The organism is Nonomuraea sp. NPDC005692 (assembly GCF_040631115.1).
Classification (GTDB): Bacteria; Actinomycetota; Actinomycetes; order Streptosporangiales; family Streptosporangiaceae; genus Nonomuraea.
Window position 1 is genome coordinate 118,065 of the sequence record NZ_JBEXYU010000031.1, and the last position, 19,905, is coordinate 137,969.

A 19,905-nucleotide genomic window follows, 5' to 3' on the forward strand; every position below is an offset into this window, starting at 1 on the left:
GTTCCGACGAGGGAGAGTCATGGCCAAGCCAGGCGGGATGCCATTACGAGTCCGGCACGTCGCAGACGCGCTGCACAAGGAGTTCGATGGTCTGATCCACATGGCCGACTCGACGAAGATGGCGCCCGAGGAGTTCGAGCGGAAGTTCCTCAGCCGGGCTTTGGCGGCCTTCGTTGCCCGGCGACGTGCCGATCTCACGCCAGAGCAAGCCGCTGAAGCCGTCATTGACGGCGCAAACGATGTTGGCATCGACGCGATCGCCTTCACGGACAACGGCCTGCATTTGCTCCTGATCCAGAGCAAGTGGAAGGACAAGGGAACCGCAGGCTTCGGCATCGACGACGCCCGTGCGTTCTGGGATGGGCTCACCTCGATCGACCAGCAGAAGTTCGAGCGGTTCAACGAGCGGTTTGAGGCACATGCGGAGCAGGTCAAGGCGGTTCTCGCAGATCCGCGAGGCCGTATCACGCTTGTGGTCGTGCTCATGGGTGAGGGGGCTCTGTCCGCGGCGGTGTTGGAACGCTTCCAGGCCCTAGAAGATGAGTTCAACGTCGGCTTCGACAAGAAGCTCGGCCATGAGGTTTGGTCGCTCCAGCGCGTTTGGGAAGCCGTGCGAGACGGGCTCGCGGAGCCGCCGATCCATCTGAGCGCTCACATGGACGAATGGCTCCGCATCGGCGAGCCCTACGACGCATACCAGGGGCGGGTGTCGGCTGTCGAAATCGCGCAGTGGTACGAGGCGAATGGAGATCGGCTCTTCTCGAAGAACATCCGGCGCTCGCTGGGTCTCACCGCGGTGAATTACGAACTTGTGAACACTCTCCTCACCAGCCCAGACGACTTCTGGTACTTCAACAACGGGATCACTGTCCTGTGCGATCGCGTCGACCGGAAGGCGTGGAGCCTGAGTCACAAGGGTCCTGCCGAGGTGCTCATGGATGGCGCGAGTGTGGTTAACGGTGCCCAAACTGTGGCGGCCATCGCAGAGGCCGCGCGTAGGAATCCTGACCAGGTCGCGGAGGCGTATGTCGCCGTCAAGGTCGTCAGCACGGGTAACTGCCCAGAGGGTTTCGGCAACTCCGTCACACGGGCGACGAATGTTCAGAACCGTGTTGAGCAGAGGGATCTTGTCGTAGCGCTGGATCCAGCGCAGGTCGAGATCCGCGAGGACTTCGCCCTCTCGCTTGACAAGACCTATACATTCCGGCGGGGCGAGCCTGACCCGCTCCCCGAGGCTGGCTGTTCTGTCGTGCAGGCAGCGACCGCGCTGGCGTGCGCACACCGCAAGGTCGACCTAGCCATTCGAGCGAAGCGAAGCACGGATCTCCTGTGGGAAGCCGAAACATACGCGCTCCTGTTCAAGCCGGCGCCCAGCGCCTTCCAGATCTGGCACTCCGTCGTCATCATGAGGGCTGTAGGCGCGGCACTCCAAGATGCCAAGATCCAGTGGACAGGACGCGCCCGGTCTGTGGCTGATCAGGCAGATTTTCTGGTCACTCATATCGTGTTCAGATGCATTGATCTAGAAGGCATCGAGACGCCCGACTATGACCTCACGTCGGTTCTCGCGAGAATCCCGGACCTGGTTGCTACCATTCTGGCCTGGTTGATCGCTGCGATCGACTCCGAGTTTGGAGTCACATCCTTTATCAGCAGCACGATCATGAACCCTTCGCGCTGCGTGCAGCTCGTCGATCTAGTTGTAGCCCATGTGGCGGATACCGCACTCGTCCCTGACCTGCCGGCCGACTACAAGCCCGCACCCCGCCCGAAGCGCCCGAGACGACCGAACGCGGTCCCCACCCTCGTGGATGCTGGACGAATCCAAGAGGGCATCATCCTGTCATTCGAGTGTGCCACCAAGCCTGAGCGTGAGGCTATCGAGCGTTGGCTGGCTGAAGATTACCGCCGAGGCCAGGCGGCATGGACCAACGATCGCTCCAAGCCACTCGTCTGGGCCGTTGATGGCAAGAAGTATTCGCCGACAGGCCTGGTGACGGAGATCTGGAACAGAGCGGGCTGGGATCCTGAGGTGCGGCCAGTCGCGGTTCAAGGCCCTTCTCGTTGGGCGATTAAGGGGGAAGGCACCCTCTGGCAACTGGCGCTCGATGTCCTTGCGCAACGCGAAGCAGGCTATGACGAGTAGGTCGCCGGCAGCGTCATGCTCCTTAGGCCGATAGGGGTCGGCCCCTAGAGCGGATCTGTGCGGGGCCATTCATTACCGTGGCCGACCGGGGGCGGGGGAGGTGATCCTCGTTCCCGCCGCTACCCATATGGCTCCGGCCGCTGAGTCTCTTGGCGACTCGACTCTGCCGTTAGTGACGATTTCGAGCGGGCTCGGGTGGCCCTGTGGTTCAGGAGCTCGATAAGAGCTTCGGTGGGGGCAAGCCGAGAGAAGCGAGAAGGCAGCTTACCAATCACTTCTGGTGCGATCTCCTCATTGCCATGGCCGAGGCCATTGAGAAGTTCTCGAAATCTCTGAACCAAATCCCGGAGTACGTGACGACGGTCATTATGCAGTCCCGGCAGAACGAGGGACGCGGAGCCCTCCTCAATGCTCTGGTGAGTCTCGCTGTGCGGACAGCGTGGGAGCCCATCAAGAGCATGATCCATACGGCCGGGATCGAGGAGCTCCAACGGACGTGCCGGATCCTCGCCGTTCTGATCTGCCCGGCACCTGAGGATCACAAGGCCGTCTAGGACGGCGCTCTTCTTCCCCTGGCGCAGGAGGGGATGCTGGAGATCAGCAAAGAGCGGCTTGAGCAGGTCTTCCCCGCAGACTGGGTTCATCGTCTTCGAGAGGGCCTCGGCGGTGCCTGAGCAAGGCTGGCACCTTCCGCGGCCCGTGAAACGAACCCATCGTTAAGCGCTTCGCCAGGCGTCGGTGATGCACGCCTCCTCGAAGTGCCACCAGCCATCCCATTGGCCACGCGTCAGCAGCGTCTTTATCTGCCCGAGCCCTGCGCCCGCCGGCACAGTGAAAGCGACCAGGGGGAGCTTCGAGCTGAAGGATTCCCCGCCCAGGCCGAACGGTGCCAACTGCTCGTACACGGCCTGCGCGCTTCGCCCCAGCGGTCCATTGGGTGACGGCAGGACCCGGATCGTGCAATTGCCCGACGCTTCCACCCGCTCACAGGCCCAGTGGAGACCGTCATCATTGGTGATGAAGCGCACCACGTCGCCTTCGGCGACCCCGTCCTGCAGAAACGGGACGTTTGCCACACGGGCGGTGTCCTCGGTTAAGGGCATGGCCCAAAGTCCTTCGGTGTCGTAGGGAAGCCAACCTTCCCGGGGCACGAACTGAAACCACAGCTTGATCAAGCCTGGCTCTGTGGGGAGACGTTCGGAGGGGGCAGAGAGAACCATGCCCACATGATCGTGCAGCCTGCCGAGTGTCCTTGAACAAGCTGATCGCGGGTATGCCCGGAGGCGGATGCTGGGTCCGGGTTGGAGCACCTGCATGGTCGGTACGAGAAGATCACGTTGATCTGGCCGATAGCGGGTGCATGGGCGCGCTGGTGGCTTGGGTCAGGCAGAAGCTCTGACTGGCGTTGGAGATCGTCGAGCACCGCGCGGGCGCTACGGGATTCGTCGTCTTCGGCGGGTGTCTAGAGAAGACCGGCTGCGCGAGCCCGCGTTGCTGTACAGCGCTGCTGTACGCCCACGAAAAAGGCCCTCCGGGATGATCCCGGAGGGCCTTTGACCTGCTGTGCGGCCGGAGGTACTCGAAACCCCAACCTTCTGATCCGTAGTCAGATGCTCTATCCATTGAGCTACGGCCGCTCGCTGCGTAAGCAAGCATAGCGGGTTCTGTGCAGTGCATCGAACCGAATACCGCGATCACTGCCGAGCCGACTCCTCCTTCTTGGGCCAGAGTGTGTGGCTCACCGGCCAGATCAGGGCGATCAGGGGAACCTTGAGGAGGTTGAGCATGAAGTCGATCAGGGCTTTTGTGCGGGAAGGGTCGTTCACGAGCCAGATGAGGCTGAAGAGGATGAGGCACGAGATTCCGTACGCCAGGAGCAGTTTCAGCCAGAACGTCCACTCGTAGCGCGTCCGGGCGGGTCCGCCTGTTGGAGGCTTCCAGGGTGGGGGGCCGCCGGCGAAGCGGTGGTGGAAGCGGGCGTCGGCCCAGCGCATCGTCCGGTGGCCGAAGACGATCGAGTAGGCCAGGTAGGCCGCCGCCAGACCGTGGCGCAGGTCCGCCGTGGCGCCGCCGCGCATGTCGATGACCGCCGCGGCCAGCAGGACCACGTCGAGGAGCGGGACGCAGAGCAGGAGGGCCGTGCTCAGCCGTCGGCGCTTCCAGAGGTAGCGGCAGGCCAGGCCGAGGCCCAGGAGGAGCCAGAAGCCGATTTCGCAGCCGATGAGGATGGCGACAATCACATGCACCAGCTTGCTGGGATTCGCGGCCCGGCACATCGTCGGCGAAAACGAGCCTGTGGATACATCGAAAGGTGTATCCACAGGCTGACCCTCGGAGGACGGCGGCGGCGTTCGGGAGTGGTGAGATGAGGACATGACACGAGCGGCGGTGAGGGGCTGTGGCGCCGGGGCGCGGGCGGTGGCGGGTCGGGCGACGCCGTCCGGGGCGCCGCTTGGGGCCGGCTCGGGTGCTTCACGGTGTGGGAGGGGTCGGAGTAGGCCGGGTGGTCCAGGTGCGTAGGGTCGCCGACTGGCCGCCGGCCTTGACGCGGTCGGCTTCACAGTGGTGGCGGTCGGTGCCGCTGCCGTGGGGGGCCGGGGTGCGCGGGGGTTCGCGGTGGTTGAGGCGGTTCGAGGCGCGAGGGGCTTCCGGCAGTGGTCAGGAGAAGGGCAGGGTGCCGCCCTGGGTGGCGGCCGGGGTGGCCTTCGTTCTGGGGGCGCTGCTGATTCTGGCCGGTGGATACCTGCGCCGCGGCGTGCCGGTGTGGGTGCTGCTGGTGCCGTTGGCGATCACGTGTTCGGCCGTGTTGCTGCGGCAGCGGGCTCCGTTGTGGTCGCTGGCGCTGGGGGTGGTGGCCGTCACGATCGACGGGCTGGTGGGTCCGTCGCTGGCGACCGTGCTGGTGTTCACCGACAATCTCTACGCCGCGGCGCTCTACGGGCCGGCGCGGCTCGCTCGGTGGCTGCTCGGGATCACGACGGTGCTGGCCGTGGTCGGCGGGGCGGTCGCGGCGTTCATCGCGGCGGACTGGCGGTTGCTGGCCGTCATGGGGATCCAGGCGGGGCTGGTGCTGGTCACGCCGGTCACCACGGCCTGGGTGCTGCGGGAGCAGCGCGACCGGGCGGCCGCGGAACGTGCGCGGGCCGAGCAGGTCGCGCATCTGGCCGAGCTCGACCGGCAGGCCGCGATCGCGGCCGAGCGTACGCGGATGGCTCGTGAGCTGCATGACATGATCGCGAACCATTTCAGCGCCATCGCCATCCAGTCGACGGCTGCTCTGTCCCGTAAGGACCTGGATCGGGAGACGGTCCGCAAGGTCATGGAGTCCGTACGGGAGAACAGCGTCAAGGGCATGGCCGAGATGCGGGACATGATCGGGTTGCTGCGGGAGGCCAACGGCGGGCGTGAAGGGGACGGGCCGGAGCTTGAGGCCACCCGGCCGCGGCTGGCCGACGCGGAGAGTCTGGTCGAGCGTACGCGGCGGGCTGGGATGGCGGTCGAGCTGCGGGTCGACGGAGAGCTGCGTGAGGTGCCGGCTTCGGTGGATCTGGCCGGCTATCGCATCCTTCAGGAAGGGCTGACGAACGCGCTCAAGCATGGTGAGGCGCCGGTTGTCGTCTCGCTGACGTACGAACCCGGGGAGGTTCTCCTGACGGTCGAGAACCGGGTCGGGCGGCGGGGGGCTCGGCTGCCGGGTTCGGGGGCGGGGCTGATCGGCATGCGTGAACGGGCTTCGCTGGTCGGGGGGTTCTTCGAGGCAGGGCGGTCTGGGAATGGGTGGCGCATCGCGGCGGCTTTCCCGACGTCGCTCAACCCCAACGCACAGTCGCTCGATGCCCGCCCGCCGAACGGTCGCGCGTCAGGTGGCCGTCCTTCGGATGGGCGTGCCTTGGGTGGTCGTGCCTCGGGTGACTGTCCTTCGGAGGTGCGTGCTGCTGGGGAGCGGGCTTCGTCGAGCGGTCGTGCATCAGAGGAGCGGGCTACGAGGGGGCGGGGTGCGGATGTGCAGGTGCCGGCGGCTGGGGTTGGGGCTGTGGATGGGCTGGCCGTGCGGTGGCGGGCGGTCGGAGGGGCGGCGTTGGCGCCGGTGGACGAGAGCGCAGGTGACGACGGCGAACACCTTAGAGACGGTGACGGTGAACGTCCCAGGGACGGTTACGGCGTACGCCTCAAGGATGGTGATGGTGAGCGTTTCAGGGACGGGGACGGGGAGCGGCTCAGGAATGGTGATGGCGGAGCGGGAGTGGCATGAGCATCAGGGTGTTGGTGGCTGACGATCATGCGGCCGTTCGGGCTGGGATTGTGATGATTCTGGACGGTGCCGACGACATTGAGGTCGTGGGTGAGGCTGCCGATGGTGAGCAGGCGGTCCTTCTGGCTCACGAGCTGCGCCCTGACGTCGTCCTCATGGACATCCGCATGCCTCGTCTCGACGGCATCTCCGCCACCAGGGAGCTGGCGGGGGTGAGTGACGTCCTGATCCTCACGACGTTCGACGTCGACGAGTACGTCTTCGGCGCCCTCCGGGCGGGGGCGGCCGGTTTCCTGCTCAAGAACACCGAGGCCGACGCGCTGGTGGAAGCGGTGAGGCTCGTGGCGGGCGGCGAGGGGATGATCGCGCCGGGCGTCACCAGACGGTTGATCGCCGCCTTCGCCGACCAGCCGCCCCGCCGTGAGCCGCCTGACCCGGAATCCTTGACCCCGCGCGAGCGTGAGGTGCTGGCCTGCATCGGCCGGGGCCTGTCCAATGCCGAGATCGCCAAGGAGCTCGACATGGCGGAGGCCACCACGAAGACGCACGTCAGTCGCCTGCTGAACAAACTCGGCCTGAAGAGCCGTGTCCAGGCGGCGATTTACTACTCAGAGTCGCTTTAGCCCCGTAGGGTGAACGCCGTGACCACGCCGCCGCCTCCATCCGGGGAGCCGCCCCCCGAGCGGCCTCCATCGGGACAGCGTCCCCCTGGGCCGCCCGGCAGCCAGCCTTCACCCGGGGAGCTGCCCCCTGAGCGGCCTCCATCGGGACAGCGTCCACCCGGGCAGCCGCCCTCCGGGCAGCCTCCTGAGCAGCTTTCGCCTGGGGCGCCTGGGCAGCCTTGGTCCGAGCCGTCCGGGCAGCCTTCGTTCGGGGCGTCTGGGGAGACTCCGTCTGGGCAGCGTCCGTCCGGGCCGTCTGGACCGCATCCGTCCGGGCAGCCTTCGTTCGGGCAGCGTCCACCTGGGCCTCCTCCTCCCGGGCAGCCTCCGTTCGGGCCGCCAGTCGGGCCGCCGGCTGGGCCGTCGCAGGCGCGGCGTCAGCCTGGGTTGACCGTTGCGTTGGCGTTCGCCGGGAGTTTCGCCTACCTGGTGATCAACCTGGTGGTCGGGCTGCTCGCGGTGAGCATTCAGTCCACGGCGGCGATCGGCGTCGCGGCGGGGTTCCTCTTGCTCCTGGGCCTCGGCGTGGGCATCGTGCTGGTCGTCCTGCGGAAGCCGTGGTCGTTCGGCCTGGGGCTCGGGTTGATGATCGGATGGTCGCTGGCGTCGATCGTCTCGGCCGGATATTGCACGGGGCTGAACCCCGGCCTGTACGCATAGGTGAAGGCATTGATCGCTCGGCACGTACCACCCCCTGCCGGCCAGAGGTAGCGGGATGACGACACCACCGCCACAGGGTCCGCGAAGCCCGCAGGGGCCGCACCAGAACTGGCCACCACCACCGCCCCCGCCGCCGTCACAGCCGGGACCGTTGCCTCAGCCGCCGTCACAGCCGGGACTGTTCCCCCCGCCGCCGTCACAGTCACGACCGCTGCCCCCGCCGCCGCCGCCGCCGGGACCGTTGCCTCAGCCGCCGTCACAGTCGCGACCGTTGCCGCCGCCGCCACAATCGGGGGCGGTGAACTCGCCACTGTCCCCATCGTCATCGCCGCGACCGTTGCCGCCGACGCCTCTACCGCCGCCGCCACCACCATCACCGCCCAGCAGCCGCAACTCCACGATGCTTCTCGGCGCGATGCTGGTCGTCGGCGTGTTCACCTACACCGTCGTCAACGGCATCGTGGGTTTCTTCGCCTTCTTCTCCGCCATCAACGGCACGAACACAGGGGTGGTGATCGCCGCCGCGGTGCTGCTGGCCCTCGTCGGCCTGGGCGGTGGTCTGGGGTTCGGGCTGCTCCGCAAGTCGTGGTCGCGGGGGCTCGGGCTGGGGCTGGCGATCGGCTGGGCACTGTGGTCGATGCTGACGGCCGGAGTCTGCACCGGTCTCAACCCCAGCCTGTACGGCTGACACCATGCCGTACCACGAGATATTCGTCGGCCTGGGCGTCCTGGTGGCCTCGGTGGTCTTCGTCCGCGAGGCCAGGGCCAGGGGCGCGCTCAACGAGCAGTCACTGGTCGCCGTCACCGGAGCCCTGGTCGGGGGCGCGATCGGCATGCGCCTGGCGGGCTGGCTGGAGACGCTCGACCTCGCCGACCTCTGGCTGTACGGCTCCCGCAGCATCCTCGGCGGCCTGACCGGCGCGTACGTCGGCGTGCTGGTAGCCAAGAAGGTCATCGGCTACAAGGAGCGCACCGGTGACCTGTTCGCCCCGGCGGTGGCGCTCGGCATGGCGATCGGCCGTATCGGCTGCCACCTGACCGAGGCCCCCGGCAGGCCCACGGACCTGCCCTGGGGGGTGCACGCGCCGCCGTCCACGCCGGAATGCCCGGGATGTCTGACGGGCCAGGCCATGCACCCGTCGTTCGTGTACGAGATCGTCTTCCAGCTGGCCGCGTTCGTCGCGCTGCGGTGGGCGCGCAAGCGGCTGACCGAGCCCGGGGAACTGTTCACGCTCTATCTCGCCGGATACGCGGTCTTCCGGTTCCTGGTCGAGTTCACCAGGGCGAACGAGACGTTGTGGCTCGGCCTGACCGGGCCGCAGTGCTTCCTGGTTCCCGGCCTGACGCTGCTCGCGCTCAGGCTCGCGTACGGCTGGCGTCGAGGCCACTACGATGCCCTTTTCAAACGGAAGGTCACGACATGAGCGCAGGGATGGGGCTGCGGGGAGATCGCATCCTCCGGTACGTCAACGCGTTCTGCCCGAAATGCCACGGCCAGGACCTCGACCAGGTCGAACGGCTGAGCGGCTACCTGGCCGAACGCGACGGCAAGGTGTGGCTGGAACGCGGCTGCCGCGAACACGGCCTGATCCGCACGCTGTACGACGAGGACCCGGAGATCCTCTCCTACCTGGAGGAGTGGACCGCTCCCACCAAGCAGCACATCCCCGACGTGTCCGGAAACTTCGCCCCGATCCCCGGCGCGTACCTCAACGGCCTGCCCGAGATGCAGACCCAGCACACCTGCATCCTCCTGGAGGACATCGCCGAGGCGTGCAACCTGCGCTGCCCCACCTGCTTCGCCGACAGCTCGCCCGACCTGACCGGCGTCGTCCCGGTGGCCGACGTACTGGCGAACGTTGACCAGCGTCTGGCCAGGGAGAACGGCAAGCTCGACGTCCTGATGCTGAGCGGCGGCGAGCCCACGCTCCACCCCGAGCTGAAGACCCTCCTCGCCGAGCTGGTGGGCCGGCCGGTCACCCGCATCCTGATCAACACCAACGGCGTCCTGATCGCCAGGGACGACGCGCTGCTCGACCTGCTCACCGAGCACCGCGACCGGGTGGAGGTCTACCTCCAGTACGACGGCTCGTCGGCCGAGGCGTCCAAGCACCACCGCGGCGGCGACCTGCGCCGGATCAAGGCGGAGGCCGTACGGCGGCTGTCGGAGCGGGAGATCTTCACGACCCTGGTCATGACCGCGGCCCTGGGCGTCAACGACGGAGAGATCGGCGACGTCGTGCGCCTCGCGCTCGACACGCCGTTCGTCGGCGGCGTGTCGCTGCAACCCCAGTTCGGCTCGGGCCGGTCGGGCGTCATCGACCCGTCCGACCGGCTCACCCACACCGGCGTGCTCAAGCGGCTCGGCCCGCAGACCGGCGGCCTGGTGACCTGGCGCGACCTGACCGCCCTGCCCTGCTCGCACCCCCACTGCTGCTCGGTCGGCTACCTGATCCGCGACGACGCCCAGCAGTGGCGCTCGCTGGTCGCCCTGATGGGCCACGACCGCCTGAAGGCGAACCTGGGCCTGGTCTCCAACCGCATCGCCGACACCGAGCTGCCGCGCGAGTTGCGGCTGGCCGTCCAGGAATCGCTGCTCGGGCTGTTGTCGGAGCAGTCGTCGCTGTCCCACCCGCAGATCGGCGACCTGTGGCGGGACATCTGCGAGAACTGCGACCTCGGCGTCGCCACGCTGCTCACCCTCGCCTCCTCGGCGCTGCCCGGCCGGCGCAGGAAGCTGCGCAGGATGCTGGGCGAGCGGGTGGTGCGGATCACGATCAAGCCGTTCATGGACATCTCGACCATGATCGAGGAGCGGCTCACGCAGTGCTGCGTGCACGTCGGCACGCGTGCCGAGCAGGACCAGTGCGCACCGTTCTGCGCCGTGCAGGCCTGGCCGCAGCTGTCGCGGCAGCGGCTGTCCGCGGTGGCCGCCAAGCCGGGGCTGGTGATCCTCTGAAGACCCAGCCGTACGACCCGCTGCGGTTGTGTGTGTACGCCACCGTGGCGCTGCTGGCCTGGCTGCTCGGGCCGTGGGCGGTGCTCGGGTTCGCGGCGCTGGGGTTCGCGGGGTACTGGAAGGCGCGGCGGGCCGGGCTGACCCGGAGCAAATGCCTGCTCAGGGACACCCGGCTCGTGCTGGCCTATCTCGGGCTGATCGGGCTCGCCGCGGTGGTGGGAATCGTCCTGTCGCTGCGGTGATCAGCTCGCGGGGACGTACAGGATCAGCGACTCGGCGATGCAGGCGGGCCGGCGCTCGCCCTCGATCTCGATCGTCACCTTCAGGTTGGCCAGATGGCCGGCCGGGGTGCCCTTGACGTCGGTGAGCTCGCCCACGGCCCTGACCCGCGCGCCCACGGGCACCGGACGGGGGAAGCGGACCTTGTTCAGCCCGAAGTTGACGCCCATCGCGATGCTCTCGACGCGCACCATCTCGAACATGAACGTCGGCAGCAGCGACAGGGTCAGGAAGCCGTGGGCGATCGTGCCGCCGAAGGGCCCCTCCTTGGCGCGCTCCACGTCCACGTGGATCCACTGGTGGTCGTCGGTGGCGTCGGCGAAGAGGCCGACCTGCTCCTGGGTGACGGTGCGCCACTCGGTCGGGCCGAAGGTCTCGCCCACGGCCGCCTTGAGTTCCTGTACGTTCGCGAAGGTCCGCATGGCCACGAACGCTATTGCGCGGGCGGGACGGCTGCCAAGTTGAGCACCCGGTACTCGTCGGGCAGCCTGTCGGCCCAGTACACGATCGCGGCCGGTTCGGCGGACATGTAGTTCCCGTACCAGATGCCGGGCCGGTCGAACGTGGCCAGCGTGCCGGTCGTCACGTCGTAGACCGCGTTGCCGGCCACCACGAAACGGTCGAGGGGCGGGTAGTCGCCGAGCCTGGGTACGAGACCGAGTCCCTGAGGCTCGGCCGCGGCGCTGCCGTCGATGTGCTGCAGGTACGTGCGCCCGTCCCGTACGCCCTGGCACCAGGACGGGCCGCAGCGCAGCCTCAGGGCGTCCAGGGGCGCGACGACGTCCTTGGTGGAGGGACGGCCGGTCGACAGGTTCACGACCCTGGCCTGGCTGCGGTCCTCGCCGTCGGCGATGTCGCTCGCCCACGGCCATTTGACGAGGTGCAGGCCCTCGCTGCCCGGAAAGCGTTTGGGGGCGCCGCCCGCGAGCGGCATCCACCACACGCCCTCGGTCCGTTCCGACCAGACGACCCGGTCGCCGTCGAGGGCGATGCGCTCGATCCGCAGGTGCTCTCCCGTCATCGCGGCGATCTGCCGGGGCTCGCCGCCGGCGAGGGGGACCGTCCAGATCTCGCGCACCTCGGTGCCGTCCTTCCGTACGGCGTTCACGTGCCAGGCGAGGTTCAGCCCGTCCAGCGCCGGCGGCTGGGGGCGGTAGGTCCTCATGCCTGGCGGAACCGATATGTCGGCGATCTCGCGGAACGTCCGGGTGGTGGTGTCGTAGACCTCGATCGCGCGGATCGTGTCGTCCTTGGGTCCGGCGACGGCCAGGATCCGGGCGGCGTCGAGCGCGGTGACCGGGACGCGGCGCAGGCCGTCGGCCCGCATGGTGGGCATCGTGACGACGGCCCCCGGCCACGCCCGCTCCAGGGGCACGGCCGCCGCCTGCGGGAAGGGCCGCGCCGCCGGGGACGGCGCGGCTGCCTGCCGTCCGTTCGCCGCCATGACCGTGCCGGTCGCGAGCACGGCCGCCACCGCCGTCGCGACGGCCAGCCCCCGGGTACGCCGCCTCCGCCTGCGCCGCCGCTGCACCTCCACCCCGGCGAGCAGCCCGCCCGGCTCCTGTGCGTGGTCCGCGGCGGTACGAAGCGTCTCGGTCAGGTCCTTCTCGGTCCTCATGCCCGCTCCCTCTCCAGCAGTGCCGGCCGGATCCTCAACGTGTGCAGCGCGCGCGACGCCTGGCTGCGCACGGTTCCGCGGGAGATGCCGAGGATGTCGGCGATCTCCTGGTCCGATAGGTCCTCGTAGTACCGCAGCACCAGGACCACCCGCTGCCTGCGCGGCAGCGTCGCCAGCTCCCGCCACAGCTCGCCGGAGGAGTGGCTGTCGGTGTACGCCCCCTCGGGCACCTCGTCCGTGAGCTGCTCCCTGCGCCGCCGGCGCCACCAGCTCACGTGCTGGCGGGTCATGATCGTGCGTACGTAGGACTCCGGGTTGTCCTTGTTGCGCACCCTGCGCCAGGTGTCGCCCAGCTTGAGCAGCGCCTCCTGCACGAGGTCGGCGGCGTCGTCGGGATTTCCGGTAAGCACGTATCCGTACCGCCGCAGGGCGGCGCCACGCGCTTGCACGAACTCCTCGAACTCCACAACACCCAGACGCGCGGGCGTCCGGGACTGTTGCAAAGATCTTTTACCCGAAACCATCGCATGCATGTTCGAGTCCGCGCTACAGTTCTGGGTATCGAAATCGAACAAGGGTTCGGCCTGGTGAGAGGGGGTGTGTCCGATGACGATGCTCGCCACAGCTCCTGCTCGGACACGCCGTAGCACTTTCTTCCCAAATCTAAGACGGCCGCTATATCCGGCAATAAAGTCCGAGAGCGTGGACCCTGTGCGCAATCCCTACGCCCCCGGCGCCGGGCAGCGTCCGCCGGAGCTGGCCGGGCGTGACCGTGAGCTGCAGCAGTTCGAAGTGGTGCTGGAGCGGGTCGCCCGAGGCCGTCCCGAGCGCAGCATGGTCGTCACCGGCCTGCGCGGCGTCGGCAAGACCGTCCTGCTCAACACGTTCAAGTCCATGGCCATGCAGCGGCTGTGGGGCACGGGCAAGATCGAGGCCCGGCCCGACCAGTCGATCCGGCGTCCCGTGGCGGCCGCCCTGCACATGGCCATCCGCGAGCTGGCGCCGCGCCACCGCGCGCCCGAGCGCATCGAGGAGTTCCTCGGCGTGCTGAAGGCGTTCGCGATGCGCGACCCGTCCGCGGCCAAGGGCACCTCCCACTGGTCGCCCGGCATCGAGGTGCCCGCCAGCCGCGGGCGCGCCGACTCGGGCGACCTCGAGATCGACCTCACCGAGCTGTTCGTCGACGCCGCCGGCGTGGCGACCGACCTCGGCGTGGGCATCGCGCTGTTCATCGACGAGATGCAGGACGTGCAGTCCGCCGACGTCTCCGCGCTCTGCGCCGCCTGCCACGAGCTGTCCCAGTCGGGCGGGCCGCTGATCGTGGTGGGCGCGGGCCTGCCGCACCTGCCGAGCGTGCTGTCGGCCAGCAAGAGCTATTCCGAACGGCTCTTCCGCTACGCGCGCATCGACAAGCTCGACCGTGAGGCGGCCGACATGGCGCTGATCCTGCCCGCGCGGGAGGAGAAGGTCGAGTTCACTCAGGAGGCCCTCGACGCGCTCTATGAGGCCGCCGACGGCTATCCCTACTTCGTCCAGGCGTACGGCAAGGTCGCCTGGGACCTCGCGCTGCGCAGCCCGATCACCCTCGACGACGTCAAGGTCTCCGCGCCCGAGGCCGAGGAGGAGCTCGCCGTGGGCTTCTTCGGCAGCCGCTACGAGCGGGCCACCCCCGCCGAGCGCGACTACATGCACGCCATGGCCCAGATCGGCGACGAGCCGGTCGCCACCGCCGACGTGGCCGACGCCCTCGGGCGGAAGCCGTCCAGCCTCTCGCCCGCCCGCGACAGTCTGATCAAGAAAGGGCTCATCTACAGCGCCGAACGCGGTCTGATCGCGTTCACGGTGCCGCACTTCGGAAGGTTCCTGCGGGCTCAACCCATTTGAGCGCCGCCCCTAGACCTCTATTGGGCTGTCTAGTGGGGAAGCTAGACAGCCCAATAGAGCTGTATCGCCATGCCCGGATAGAGAAATCTAGGGCTCTCTAGCGTCACGCCGATACTGACGTATATTCCGGCAGAGAGTCGCTGTCGTCGCTGCTCACGACCGCCACGCGCACTGCCGGACGCCGTCCGCTCAGGTAGACCGCGAAGACCACGTCGTCGTGGTCGTGGCCGGTGAAGACGAAGAAGCGCCAGCACAGCTCGCGCCAGCTGTCGTACGGTTCGGGCGAGGCCAGCGCCTCCTGGTACGTCCGCCACGGGCCGCTCGATCTGAGCCTGGAGAGCATCACCTGCTCGGCGGGGCCGGGCCGCTGCTCGCAGGGGGCGCGGTACCGTACCCGATCGATCAGCTCCTCGATCTCGGGGGAGAGCAGCGCGATCATCGCCAACCCCGCGGCCGTGAACCAGGTCGGATGGGTCATCGCCGCCCAGCCCGACGTCGGCGCGGCCACCGACAACGCCGACATCCCGGTCAGTACGACCGTCCGGCCGATCGAGCGCATGCCGACCGGCGCCGAGCTGACCTCGCCGAAGCAGCCGCAGCCCGCGTCAGGACGCCGCCTGCGCAGCTCGATCAGCACGTACGTGGACAAAGCGAAGAAGCAGACCGTCCCCCACCTGAAGATCGGCGCGGTGGTGGCCAGCAGCCCGCCGGCGAGCACCAGCTCGCCCGCCGCGCAGACCAGCAGCGAGGGCGCCTGCATACGGCCGGGCATCAGCACGGCCGGGCCCAGCCTGGACAGGGCGCCCGGCTCCCCGCCCCCGCGGACCGTGACCACCTTCGCGCCGCTGCCCATGACCAGCAGCACGATCAGGATCGGCATCTGCGATTCCAGCACGCCCGTCACCCCAATCCGATCTGAGCGTTGAAGCAGCCTTTGATCAACTCGCCGCCCAGCTCGACGAACGAGGCGGGCGACAGCTCGGCGACGCGGCCGCGCGGCGAGGTCTCGCACTCGACGCAGCGGTCGCAGAACCGCCCGGCCAGGCATCCGCAGGCGACCACCGGCAGGTTGGCCGTGCGGTCGGCGCACGTGTTCCTGATCTGCAGCAGCGAGCCGATGGCGAGGTAGGGCAGGCCGGCGCAGGAGAGCCCGGCGTCGGGGCAGCCGGTGTCCACGCGCTCCAGCATCGGGTACGCCGCGCCGCGCTCCTCCTCGTCGAACGTGTCGGACCAGGTGGCGGTGCCGGAGATGCGCGCCTGCGCCCCGGCGTAGGCCGGCGGCGGAGCCGGGACGCTGCCCGACCGGTGGGCGGGCTGCGAGGTCGCCGGCAGCAGCGCCAGGGCGGAGCCGTCGCGCCTGATCCCGATCGCGTCGAACAGGTAACCCGGCTCGAACTTCGGATGCCGCACCTGCAGCCGTCCGGTGGCCGGGTAGGGGATGACGATCGTGCGGGGGCCGCGGTGGGGGCCGCAGTCGAGCTCGACCGTCAGCTCCTTGCGCCCCTCGATCGAGACGATCGTGCCGGTGAGGCGGGTGGTGTCGGCCCAGATCCGCTCGACCACGCGGCCTTCGCGCAACGTGCGCATGAGCACCATGGAGCCCACCGGGAGGTCGGCGGGCGCGATCTCCGAACCGTGCCAGGCCGTGGCCCAGGGGGCGATCACCAGCCGCTCCTCGACGCCCTCGGGGGTCTCGATGGCGATGAGATGGGGGCTCACGTCAAGGATCTCGCCGGTGACGGCGCATAAAGGCGCGCCGTCGGCCGGGTCGGGGCCGGCGATGCCCGGGGCGCGGCCCAGCGCGGCGGCCGCGAGCAGTCTGCGGCGCTCGACGTTCGGATAGCCCATCCGCCCTCCCTCGTCAGGTACTAGGTTCACATGACTCCGGAGCGGCTCGTGCCGCGGCGAACAGATGGGAGCAAAATACGCATCCCCGGGGAAGGTAGCTGACACCCGCCTTCGAACAATCTGCCACCGACCTTGACTGACCTTTGTCTTCGTCGGGCCGAAACCTGAATTGTGGCTCAGTCGCAAAAGGGCATCAGGCTGCGATTCTGGCCACGATGCAGACCACCGGGTGGGAAGAGGAGTTCCGCGAGTACGTCATGGCCCGCGGTCCCGCGCTGCTGCGCGCCGCCCGTCAGCTCACCGGACATCCGCTGGACGCGGAGGACCTGTTGCAGAGCGCCCTGGCCAAGACGTACCTGGCGTGGGGCAAGATCGAGGACCGGGGGGCGCTGGACGGGTACGTCCGCCGGGCGATGGTCAACATCAACATCTCGCAGTGGCGGCGGCGCAAGCTGGAGGAGTACCCGTCGGACGACCTGCCCGAGGTGGCCACGGCGGACCCGCCGGCCTGCGGGGAGGTGCACGAGCTGCTGGAGCAGGCGCTGGAGGGGCTGCCCGAACGGATGCGGGCCGCGATCGTGCTGCGGTACTACGAGGACATGACCGAGCCGGAGATCGCCAGGACGCTCGGGATCAGCGTCGGCACGGTCAAGAGCACGGTGTCACGGGCGATGGGCAAGCTCAGGAGCGCCTTGGGGATCTCCTCCGAGGCGGGGGGCCCGGGGGTGCCGGAGGCGTCTTCATAGGATCGCTCCAAGGGATCAGTTGAGCGACGGGGTGGTCTCCTCGGCGCCGGCGGTCGCGCAGGGGCGTACGACGTCTCTGATCTTGCGGAGCGTCTGCAGGAACGCGGCGAGCTCGTCCGGGCTCAGGAGGCCGGTGAAGGTGTCCTCGATGTCCTGAAGGTGTTGGGGGAGGACGCTCGCCAGCCGTTCGCGCCCTTCGTCCGTGAGCGCGGCGTAGGAGGCCCTGCGGTCGGTGGCGCACGCCTGCCTGGTCACCAGGCCCTCGCGTTCGAGCCGGTCGACGACCCTGGTCACGCCGCTCGTGGACAGGCCCGTCTGGGCGGCCAGATCGGTCATCCGCAGCGCCTGCCGCGGTGATCGTGCCAGGCGGATGACGGTCTCGAAGTCGATGCCCGACAGCCCCGCCGTGCTGAAGACGGGTTGCATCCGGGCTGTCAGACCTGCGTGAACCTCGGCGAGCAGGCCCATCGCCGTCAGCCTGGGGTCATCGATGTGCTTCACGTCCATACCTTAACCGACGTTAGTTGACTTGCGGAATATTCCTCGTGTAGACATTTGTTGCCGCAGACATCCGCACAGCAACGTTCCCAAGGAGAACCCGATGAGCACCCGCACCTGGGAGTCCCTGACCATCCCCGCCGCCGGCACGTACAACCTCGACGTGGCCCACACCCGCATCGGGTTCGTGGTCAAGCACATGATGGTGAGCAAGGTCCGCGGCCGCTTCGGCGACTTCAGCGGCACCGTGACGATCGCGGAGAACCCGCTGGAGTCCACGGCCGAGCTGACGATCAAGACCGCCAGCATCGACACCGGCGTCGGCGACCGCGACGGCCACCTGCGCAGCGACGACTTCCTCGCCGTGGACAAGTTCCCCGAGATCACCTTCCGCAGCACCCGCGTGGTCGGCCACTCCGGCGACGAGTTCACCGTCGTCGGCGACCTGACCATCCGCGACGTCACCAAGGAGGTCGAGCTCACGGTCGAGTACGGCGGCGCCGGCACCAACCCCTGGGGCAACTCGGTCTGGGGCTTCTCCATCAACACCGAGTTCGACCGCGAGGAGTTCGGCCTGACCTGGAACCAGACCCTGGAGGCCGGCGGTGTGCTCGTGGGCAAGAAGGTCAAGATCGAGATCGAGGGCGAGGCGAACCCCGCCTGAACTGGGTTGTCCACAACCTGGAAGCCCGCCCTAGCATGGGGCGGGCTTCATCCACAGGTGGTTACCCACAGGCTGTTGATAACTCTTGGCGAAGGCACGACACGCAACCGCTTTGCCGCCTCGCCAGAAGGCCGGTACGCTGTGCTGAGCCGCGATGGCTTCCAGGAGGATTCGCCTAGTCAGGTCTATGGCGCCGCACTGCTAATGCGGTTTGGTGGCAACACCATCCGGGGTTCAAATCCCCGATCCTCCGCCAGGTAGAAGGCCCTTCCCCGATCTTCGGGGGAGGGCCTTTTTCGATCTCTGTGGTCGCCATCGGCTCCTCGCCGGCCTCGACCAGCCCGCCAGGTAGCTCCCACCCCCACCGGTCGAACACGAACCGATGCCGCCACATCAGCAACACGCGCGCCTGCTCGTTCACGACCACGGCGATGGCAGCCCGGTCCAGATGCGCCACATGGCGCTCGAACCGCTCCCCGCCGGGGATCTCCACGTCGGCCATCCTGAGCCGGATCCACCGGTTGTCGTAGATCAACCGGTCGCCATGCACCACCCGGCGCGTCAGCTCAGCGTCATCAGCCACACTGCGCCGTACGAACCGGACGCACCGACCGTGGTTGCCGCGCCGCCGCACAGACGAAGCCCTCACGATCGCCAGGGCAGCTGGCCACCGTACATGGTCGATCATCGTGGCTGGTCTACGAGTTGACCCCTGAAGCGGCTGATTGCGGCCCAGTCATGCAGGGGGCAGAGGACGGTACGACACCAGGCGCGTTCCGAAAACGTTGCAAGCGGAGAGGGTGGCGCTTCCCCCTTTACGATCATCACCTGGGTGGGCGAGCACAACAAGACTGTTTCTTGGTTTGTGCCTTCGCCAAGCTGTATCCGTGAACGCCACAAGTAGCGAGGTCTGGGATCCGTTCGGCACCCTCCACAACGCCCTGTGGATCGGAGGCGGACAATGGGCCGGGAAATCCACCGTTGCCAGGGTGCTGGCCATCCGGTACGAGCTGACCGCCTATCACTACGACTACCACGACGCGCGCGCACACAATGACCGCCGAATCGCCCGCCGAGTGCGACTTGGCGAGCCCACCGCGGATCCTGACCCGGACACCGTCTGGGTGAACACCACCCCTCAAGAGATGGCCGACGAGACCCTGGCCGGCTTTCCCGCGCGGTTCGAGTGGGCGTTGGACGACCTGCGCGGCCTGGTATCGGGGCGACCTGTCGTTGCCGAAGGCTGGGGATTGCGTCCCGAACTGGTCGCTCCCATCATCGACTCGCCCTGTCGGATGATCGTCATGGTGCCGAGCGAAGCATTCCGGCAGCGCCAGCTCCGCGAACTGCCCCGTGCCGGCAGCCTCCGCCTCCAGGTGAGCGACCCTGAGCGAGCACAGGAGAACCGGCTTGCCCGAGACCGCCTCGTCGCCGATGAGGCGGTCCGCTCAGCTTGCCGCTTGGGCATCCGAGTCCTGGAGGTCAATGGCTCCGACGATGCAGAAGTCGTGGCAGACACCGTGGCCGACCACTTCAGCTCCTATCTGTAGCTCACGTAGATCGACGGGTCTTACAACGCAGGTACGTGTCGCCCTGAGGGGCCTCGGTGATTCCGGACAGCCGTCTTATGGCGTAGAGCCTATGCGGCCGCTTGGAGCGAGAGGGACTCGTTAAGTACCTCCAAGGGAG

Annotated in this window: 21 protein-coding genes, 2 tRNA genes and 1 pseudogene; 14 read left to right on the forward strand and 10 right to left on the reverse strand. The window is 68.1% G+C overall.

Features of this window, described 5'->3' with window-relative positions:
- Positions 1–19 precede the first annotated feature (19 nt).
- Complete coding sequence (locus ABZ459_RS41750; protein ID WP_357983151.1) at positions 20–2,146, forward strand: AIPR family protein; 2,127 nt, start codon at positions 20–22, stop codon at positions 2,144–2,146.
- Positions 2,147–2,349: 203 nt separating this feature from the next.
- On the forward strand, positions 2,350–2,700 hold the full coding sequence (locus ABZ459_RS41755) for a hypothetical protein (RefSeq protein ID WP_357983154.1): 351 nt from the start codon (positions 2,350–2,352) through the stop codon (positions 2,698–2,700).
- A gap of 162 nt (positions 2,701–2,862) precedes the next feature.
- Here ABZ459_RS41755 and ABZ459_RS41760 read toward each other — a convergent pair whose 3' ends face one another.
- The 3 genes from ABZ459_RS41760 to ABZ459_RS41770 all read right to left on the reverse strand — a co-directional run bounded on the left by ABZ459_RS41760 (position 2,863) and on the right by ABZ459_RS41770 (position 4,467).
- Positions 2,863–3,321 carry a DUF4265 domain-containing protein gene (locus ABZ459_RS41760; RefSeq protein WP_357983157.1) on the reverse strand — a complete coding sequence of 153 codons (459 nt, stop codon included), beginning with the start codon at positions 3,319–3,321 and terminating at the stop codon, positions 2,863–2,865.
- A 389-nt stretch (positions 3,322–3,710) separates the two neighbouring features.
- Positions 3,711–3,783: transfer RNA gene (locus tag ABZ459_RS41765), tRNA-Arg, on the reverse strand.
- Positions 3,784–3,840: 57 nt separating this feature from the next.
- Entirely contained in the window at positions 3,841–4,467 is a 627-nt protein-coding gene (locus ABZ459_RS41770) for a hypothetical protein (RefSeq protein WP_357983160.1), read from the reverse strand.
- A gap of 353 nt (positions 4,468–4,820) precedes the next feature.
- Between ABZ459_RS41770 and ABZ459_RS41775 the strand changes: the two genes are divergently transcribed.
- The 7 genes from ABZ459_RS41775 (at position 4,821) to ABZ459_RS41805 (ending at position 10,921) form a co-directional block, all read left to right on the forward strand.
- Complete coding sequence (locus ABZ459_RS41775; RefSeq protein ID WP_357983163.1) at positions 4,821–6,398, forward strand: histidine kinase; 1,578 nt, start codon at positions 4,821–4,823, stop codon at positions 6,396–6,398.
- Positions 6,395–7,021: a response regulator transcription factor gene (locus tag ABZ459_RS41780; protein ID WP_357983166.1), complete on the forward strand. Its 627-nt coding sequence runs from the start codon at positions 6,395–6,397 to the stop codon at positions 7,019–7,021. The genes ABZ459_RS41775 and ABZ459_RS41780 overlap by 4 nt, the downstream gene beginning before the upstream one ends.
- A 426-nt stretch (positions 7,022–7,447) precedes the next feature.
- Complete coding sequence (locus tag ABZ459_RS41785; protein WP_357983169.1) at positions 7,448–7,720, forward strand: hypothetical protein; 273 nt, start codon at positions 7,448–7,450, stop codon at positions 7,718–7,720.
- A gap of 400 nt (positions 7,721–8,120) precedes the next feature.
- Positions 8,121–8,408, forward strand: coding sequence for a hypothetical protein (locus tag ABZ459_RS41790; RefSeq protein WP_357983172.1), 288 nt, complete (start codon positions 8,121–8,123; stop codon positions 8,406–8,408).
- A 4-nt stretch (positions 8,409–8,412) separates the two neighbouring features.
- Positions 8,413–9,144: a prolipoprotein diacylglyceryl transferase family protein gene (locus tag ABZ459_RS41795; RefSeq protein ID WP_357983175.1), complete on the forward strand. Its 732-nt coding sequence runs from the start codon at positions 8,413–8,415 to the stop codon at positions 9,142–9,144.
- A complete protein-coding gene (locus ABZ459_RS41800; RefSeq protein WP_357983178.1) occupies positions 9,141–10,679 on the forward strand; it encodes a radical SAM protein in 1,539 nt (512 codons plus the stop codon). Before ABZ459_RS41795 ends, ABZ459_RS41800 begins: the two co-directional genes overlap by 4 nt.
- Positions 10,680–10,711: 32 nt before the next feature.
- A complete protein-coding gene (locus ABZ459_RS41805) occupies positions 10,712–10,921 on the forward strand; it encodes a hypothetical protein (protein ID WP_352365768.1) in 210 nt (69 codons plus the stop codon).
- Here ABZ459_RS41805 and ABZ459_RS41810 read toward each other — a convergent pair whose 3' ends face one another.
- From ABZ459_RS41810 to ABZ459_RS41820, 3 genes are read right to left on the reverse strand one after another with little or no spacing between them, the layout of a single operon-like run.
- On the reverse strand, positions 10,922–11,380 hold the full coding sequence (locus ABZ459_RS41810; protein ID WP_357983181.1) for a MaoC family dehydratase: 459 nt from the start codon (positions 11,378–11,380) through the stop codon (positions 10,922–10,924).
- An 11-nt stretch (positions 11,381–11,391) separates the two neighbouring features.
- Positions 11,392–12,576 carry a hypothetical protein gene (locus tag ABZ459_RS41815; protein WP_357983184.1) on the reverse strand — a complete coding sequence of 395 codons (1,185 nt, stop codon included), beginning with the start codon at positions 12,574–12,576 and terminating at the stop codon, positions 11,392–11,394.
- Positions 12,573–13,025, reverse strand: a complete 453-nt coding sequence (locus tag ABZ459_RS41820; protein WP_357983187.1) for a SigE family RNA polymerase sigma factor — start codon at positions 13,023–13,025, stop codon at positions 12,573–12,575. Before ABZ459_RS41820 ends, ABZ459_RS41815 begins: the two co-directional genes overlap by 4 nt.
- A gap of 253 nt (positions 13,026–13,278) precedes the next feature.
- On the opposite strand from ABZ459_RS41820, the gene ABZ459_RS41825 reads away from it, so the two are divergent.
- Positions 13,279–14,460, forward strand: coding sequence for an ATP-binding protein (locus ABZ459_RS41825; RefSeq protein WP_357983190.1), 1,182 nt, complete (start codon positions 13,279–13,281; stop codon positions 14,458–14,460).
- 103 nt (positions 14,461–14,563) lie between these two features.
- Here the strand turns inward: ABZ459_RS41825 and ABZ459_RS41830 are convergent, their stop codons facing one another.
- Positions 14,564–15,355 (reverse strand): MauE/DoxX family redox-associated membrane protein, encoded by a 792-nt coding sequence (locus ABZ459_RS41830; protein WP_357983193.1) that lies wholly within the window; start codon positions 15,353–15,355, stop codon positions 14,564–14,566.
- 5 nt (positions 15,356–15,360) lie between these two features.
- Positions 15,361–16,308, reverse strand: coding sequence for a hypothetical protein (locus tag ABZ459_RS41835; protein WP_357983196.1), 948 nt, complete (start codon positions 16,306–16,308; stop codon positions 15,361–15,363).
- A gap of 215 nt (positions 16,309–16,523) precedes the next feature.
- On the opposite strand from ABZ459_RS41835, the gene ABZ459_RS41840 reads away from it, so the two are divergent.
- On the forward strand, positions 16,524–17,054 hold the full coding sequence (locus ABZ459_RS41840; RefSeq protein ID WP_357983199.1) for a SigE family RNA polymerase sigma factor: 531 nt from the start codon (positions 16,524–16,526) through the stop codon (positions 17,052–17,054).
- A 15-nt stretch (positions 17,055–17,069) separates the two neighbouring features.
- On the opposite strand, the gene ABZ459_RS41845 is transcribed toward ABZ459_RS41840, so the two are convergent.
- Positions 17,070–17,561: a MarR family transcriptional regulator gene (locus ABZ459_RS41845; RefSeq protein WP_357983203.1), complete on the reverse strand. Its 492-nt coding sequence runs from the start codon at positions 17,559–17,561 to the stop codon at positions 17,070–17,072.
- Positions 17,562–17,655: 94 nt separating this feature from the next.
- On the opposite strand from ABZ459_RS41845, the gene ABZ459_RS41850 reads away from it, so the two are divergent.
- Positions 17,656–18,216, forward strand: coding sequence for a YceI family protein (locus tag ABZ459_RS41850; protein WP_352318104.1), 561 nt, complete (start codon positions 17,656–17,658; stop codon positions 18,214–18,216).
- 164 nt (positions 18,217–18,380) lie between these two features.
- A tRNA-Ser gene (locus tag ABZ459_RS41855) sits at positions 18,381–18,472 on the forward strand.
- Positions 18,473–18,541: 69 nt separating this feature from the next.
- Here ABZ459_RS41855 and ABZ459_RS41860 read toward each other — a convergent pair.
- A pseudogene (locus ABZ459_RS41860) lies at positions 18,542–18,904 on the reverse strand (NUDIX domain-containing protein); the annotation flags it as partial.
- Positions 18,905–19,103: 199 nt separating this feature from the next.
- Here ABZ459_RS41860 and ABZ459_RS41865 point away from each other — a divergent pair.
- Positions 19,104–19,766, forward strand: a complete 663-nt coding sequence (locus ABZ459_RS41865) for a hypothetical protein (protein ID WP_357983206.1) — start codon at positions 19,104–19,106, stop codon at positions 19,764–19,766.
- Positions 19,767–19,905: the final 139 nt, after the last annotated feature.

What these genes read in the sequence shown, in the direction of transcription:
- ABZ459_RS41750 (WP_357983151.1), top strand. Translation starts at nt 20, where the DNA reads ATGGCCAAGCCAGGCGGGATGCCATTACGAGTCCGGCACGTCGCAGAC.
- ABZ459_RS41780 (WP_357983166.1), top strand. Translation starts at nt 6,395, where the DNA reads ATGAGCATCAGGGTGTTGGTGGCTGACGATCATGCGGCCGTTCGGGCT.
- ABZ459_RS41790 (WP_357983172.1), top strand. Translation starts at nt 8,121, where the DNA reads ATGCTTCTCGGCGCGATGCTGGTCGTCGGCGTGTTCACCTACACCGTC.
- ABZ459_RS41795 (WP_357983175.1), top strand. Translation starts at nt 8,413, where the DNA reads ATGCCGTACCACGAGATATTCGTCGGCCTGGGCGTCCTGGTGGCCTCG.
- ABZ459_RS41800 (WP_357983178.1), top strand. Translation starts at nt 9,141, where the DNA reads ATGAGCGCAGGGATGGGGCTGCGGGGAGATCGCATCCTCCGGTACGTC.
- ABZ459_RS41810 (WP_357983181.1), bottom strand. Translation starts at nt 11,380, where the DNA reads ATGCGGACCTTCGCGAACGTACAGGAACTCAAGGCGGCCGTGGGCGAG.
- ABZ459_RS41815 (WP_357983184.1), bottom strand. Translation starts at nt 12,576, where the DNA reads ATGAGGACCGAGAAGGACCTGACCGAGACGCTTCGTACCGCCGCGGAC.
- ABZ459_RS41835 (WP_357983196.1), bottom strand. Translation starts at nt 16,308, where the DNA reads ATGGGCTATCCGAACGTCGAGCGCCGCAGACTGCTCGCGGCCGCCGCG.
- ABZ459_RS41840 (WP_357983199.1), top strand. Translation starts at nt 16,524, where the DNA reads ATGCAGACCACCGGGTGGGAAGAGGAGTTCCGCGAGTACGTCATGGCC.
- ABZ459_RS41845 (WP_357983203.1), bottom strand. Translation starts at nt 17,561, where the DNA reads ATGGACGTGAAGCACATCGATGACCCCAGGCTGACGGCGATGGGCCTG.
- ABZ459_RS41850 (WP_352318104.1), top strand. Translation starts at nt 17,656, where the DNA reads ATGAGCACCCGCACCTGGGAGTCCCTGACCATCCCCGCCGCCGGCACG.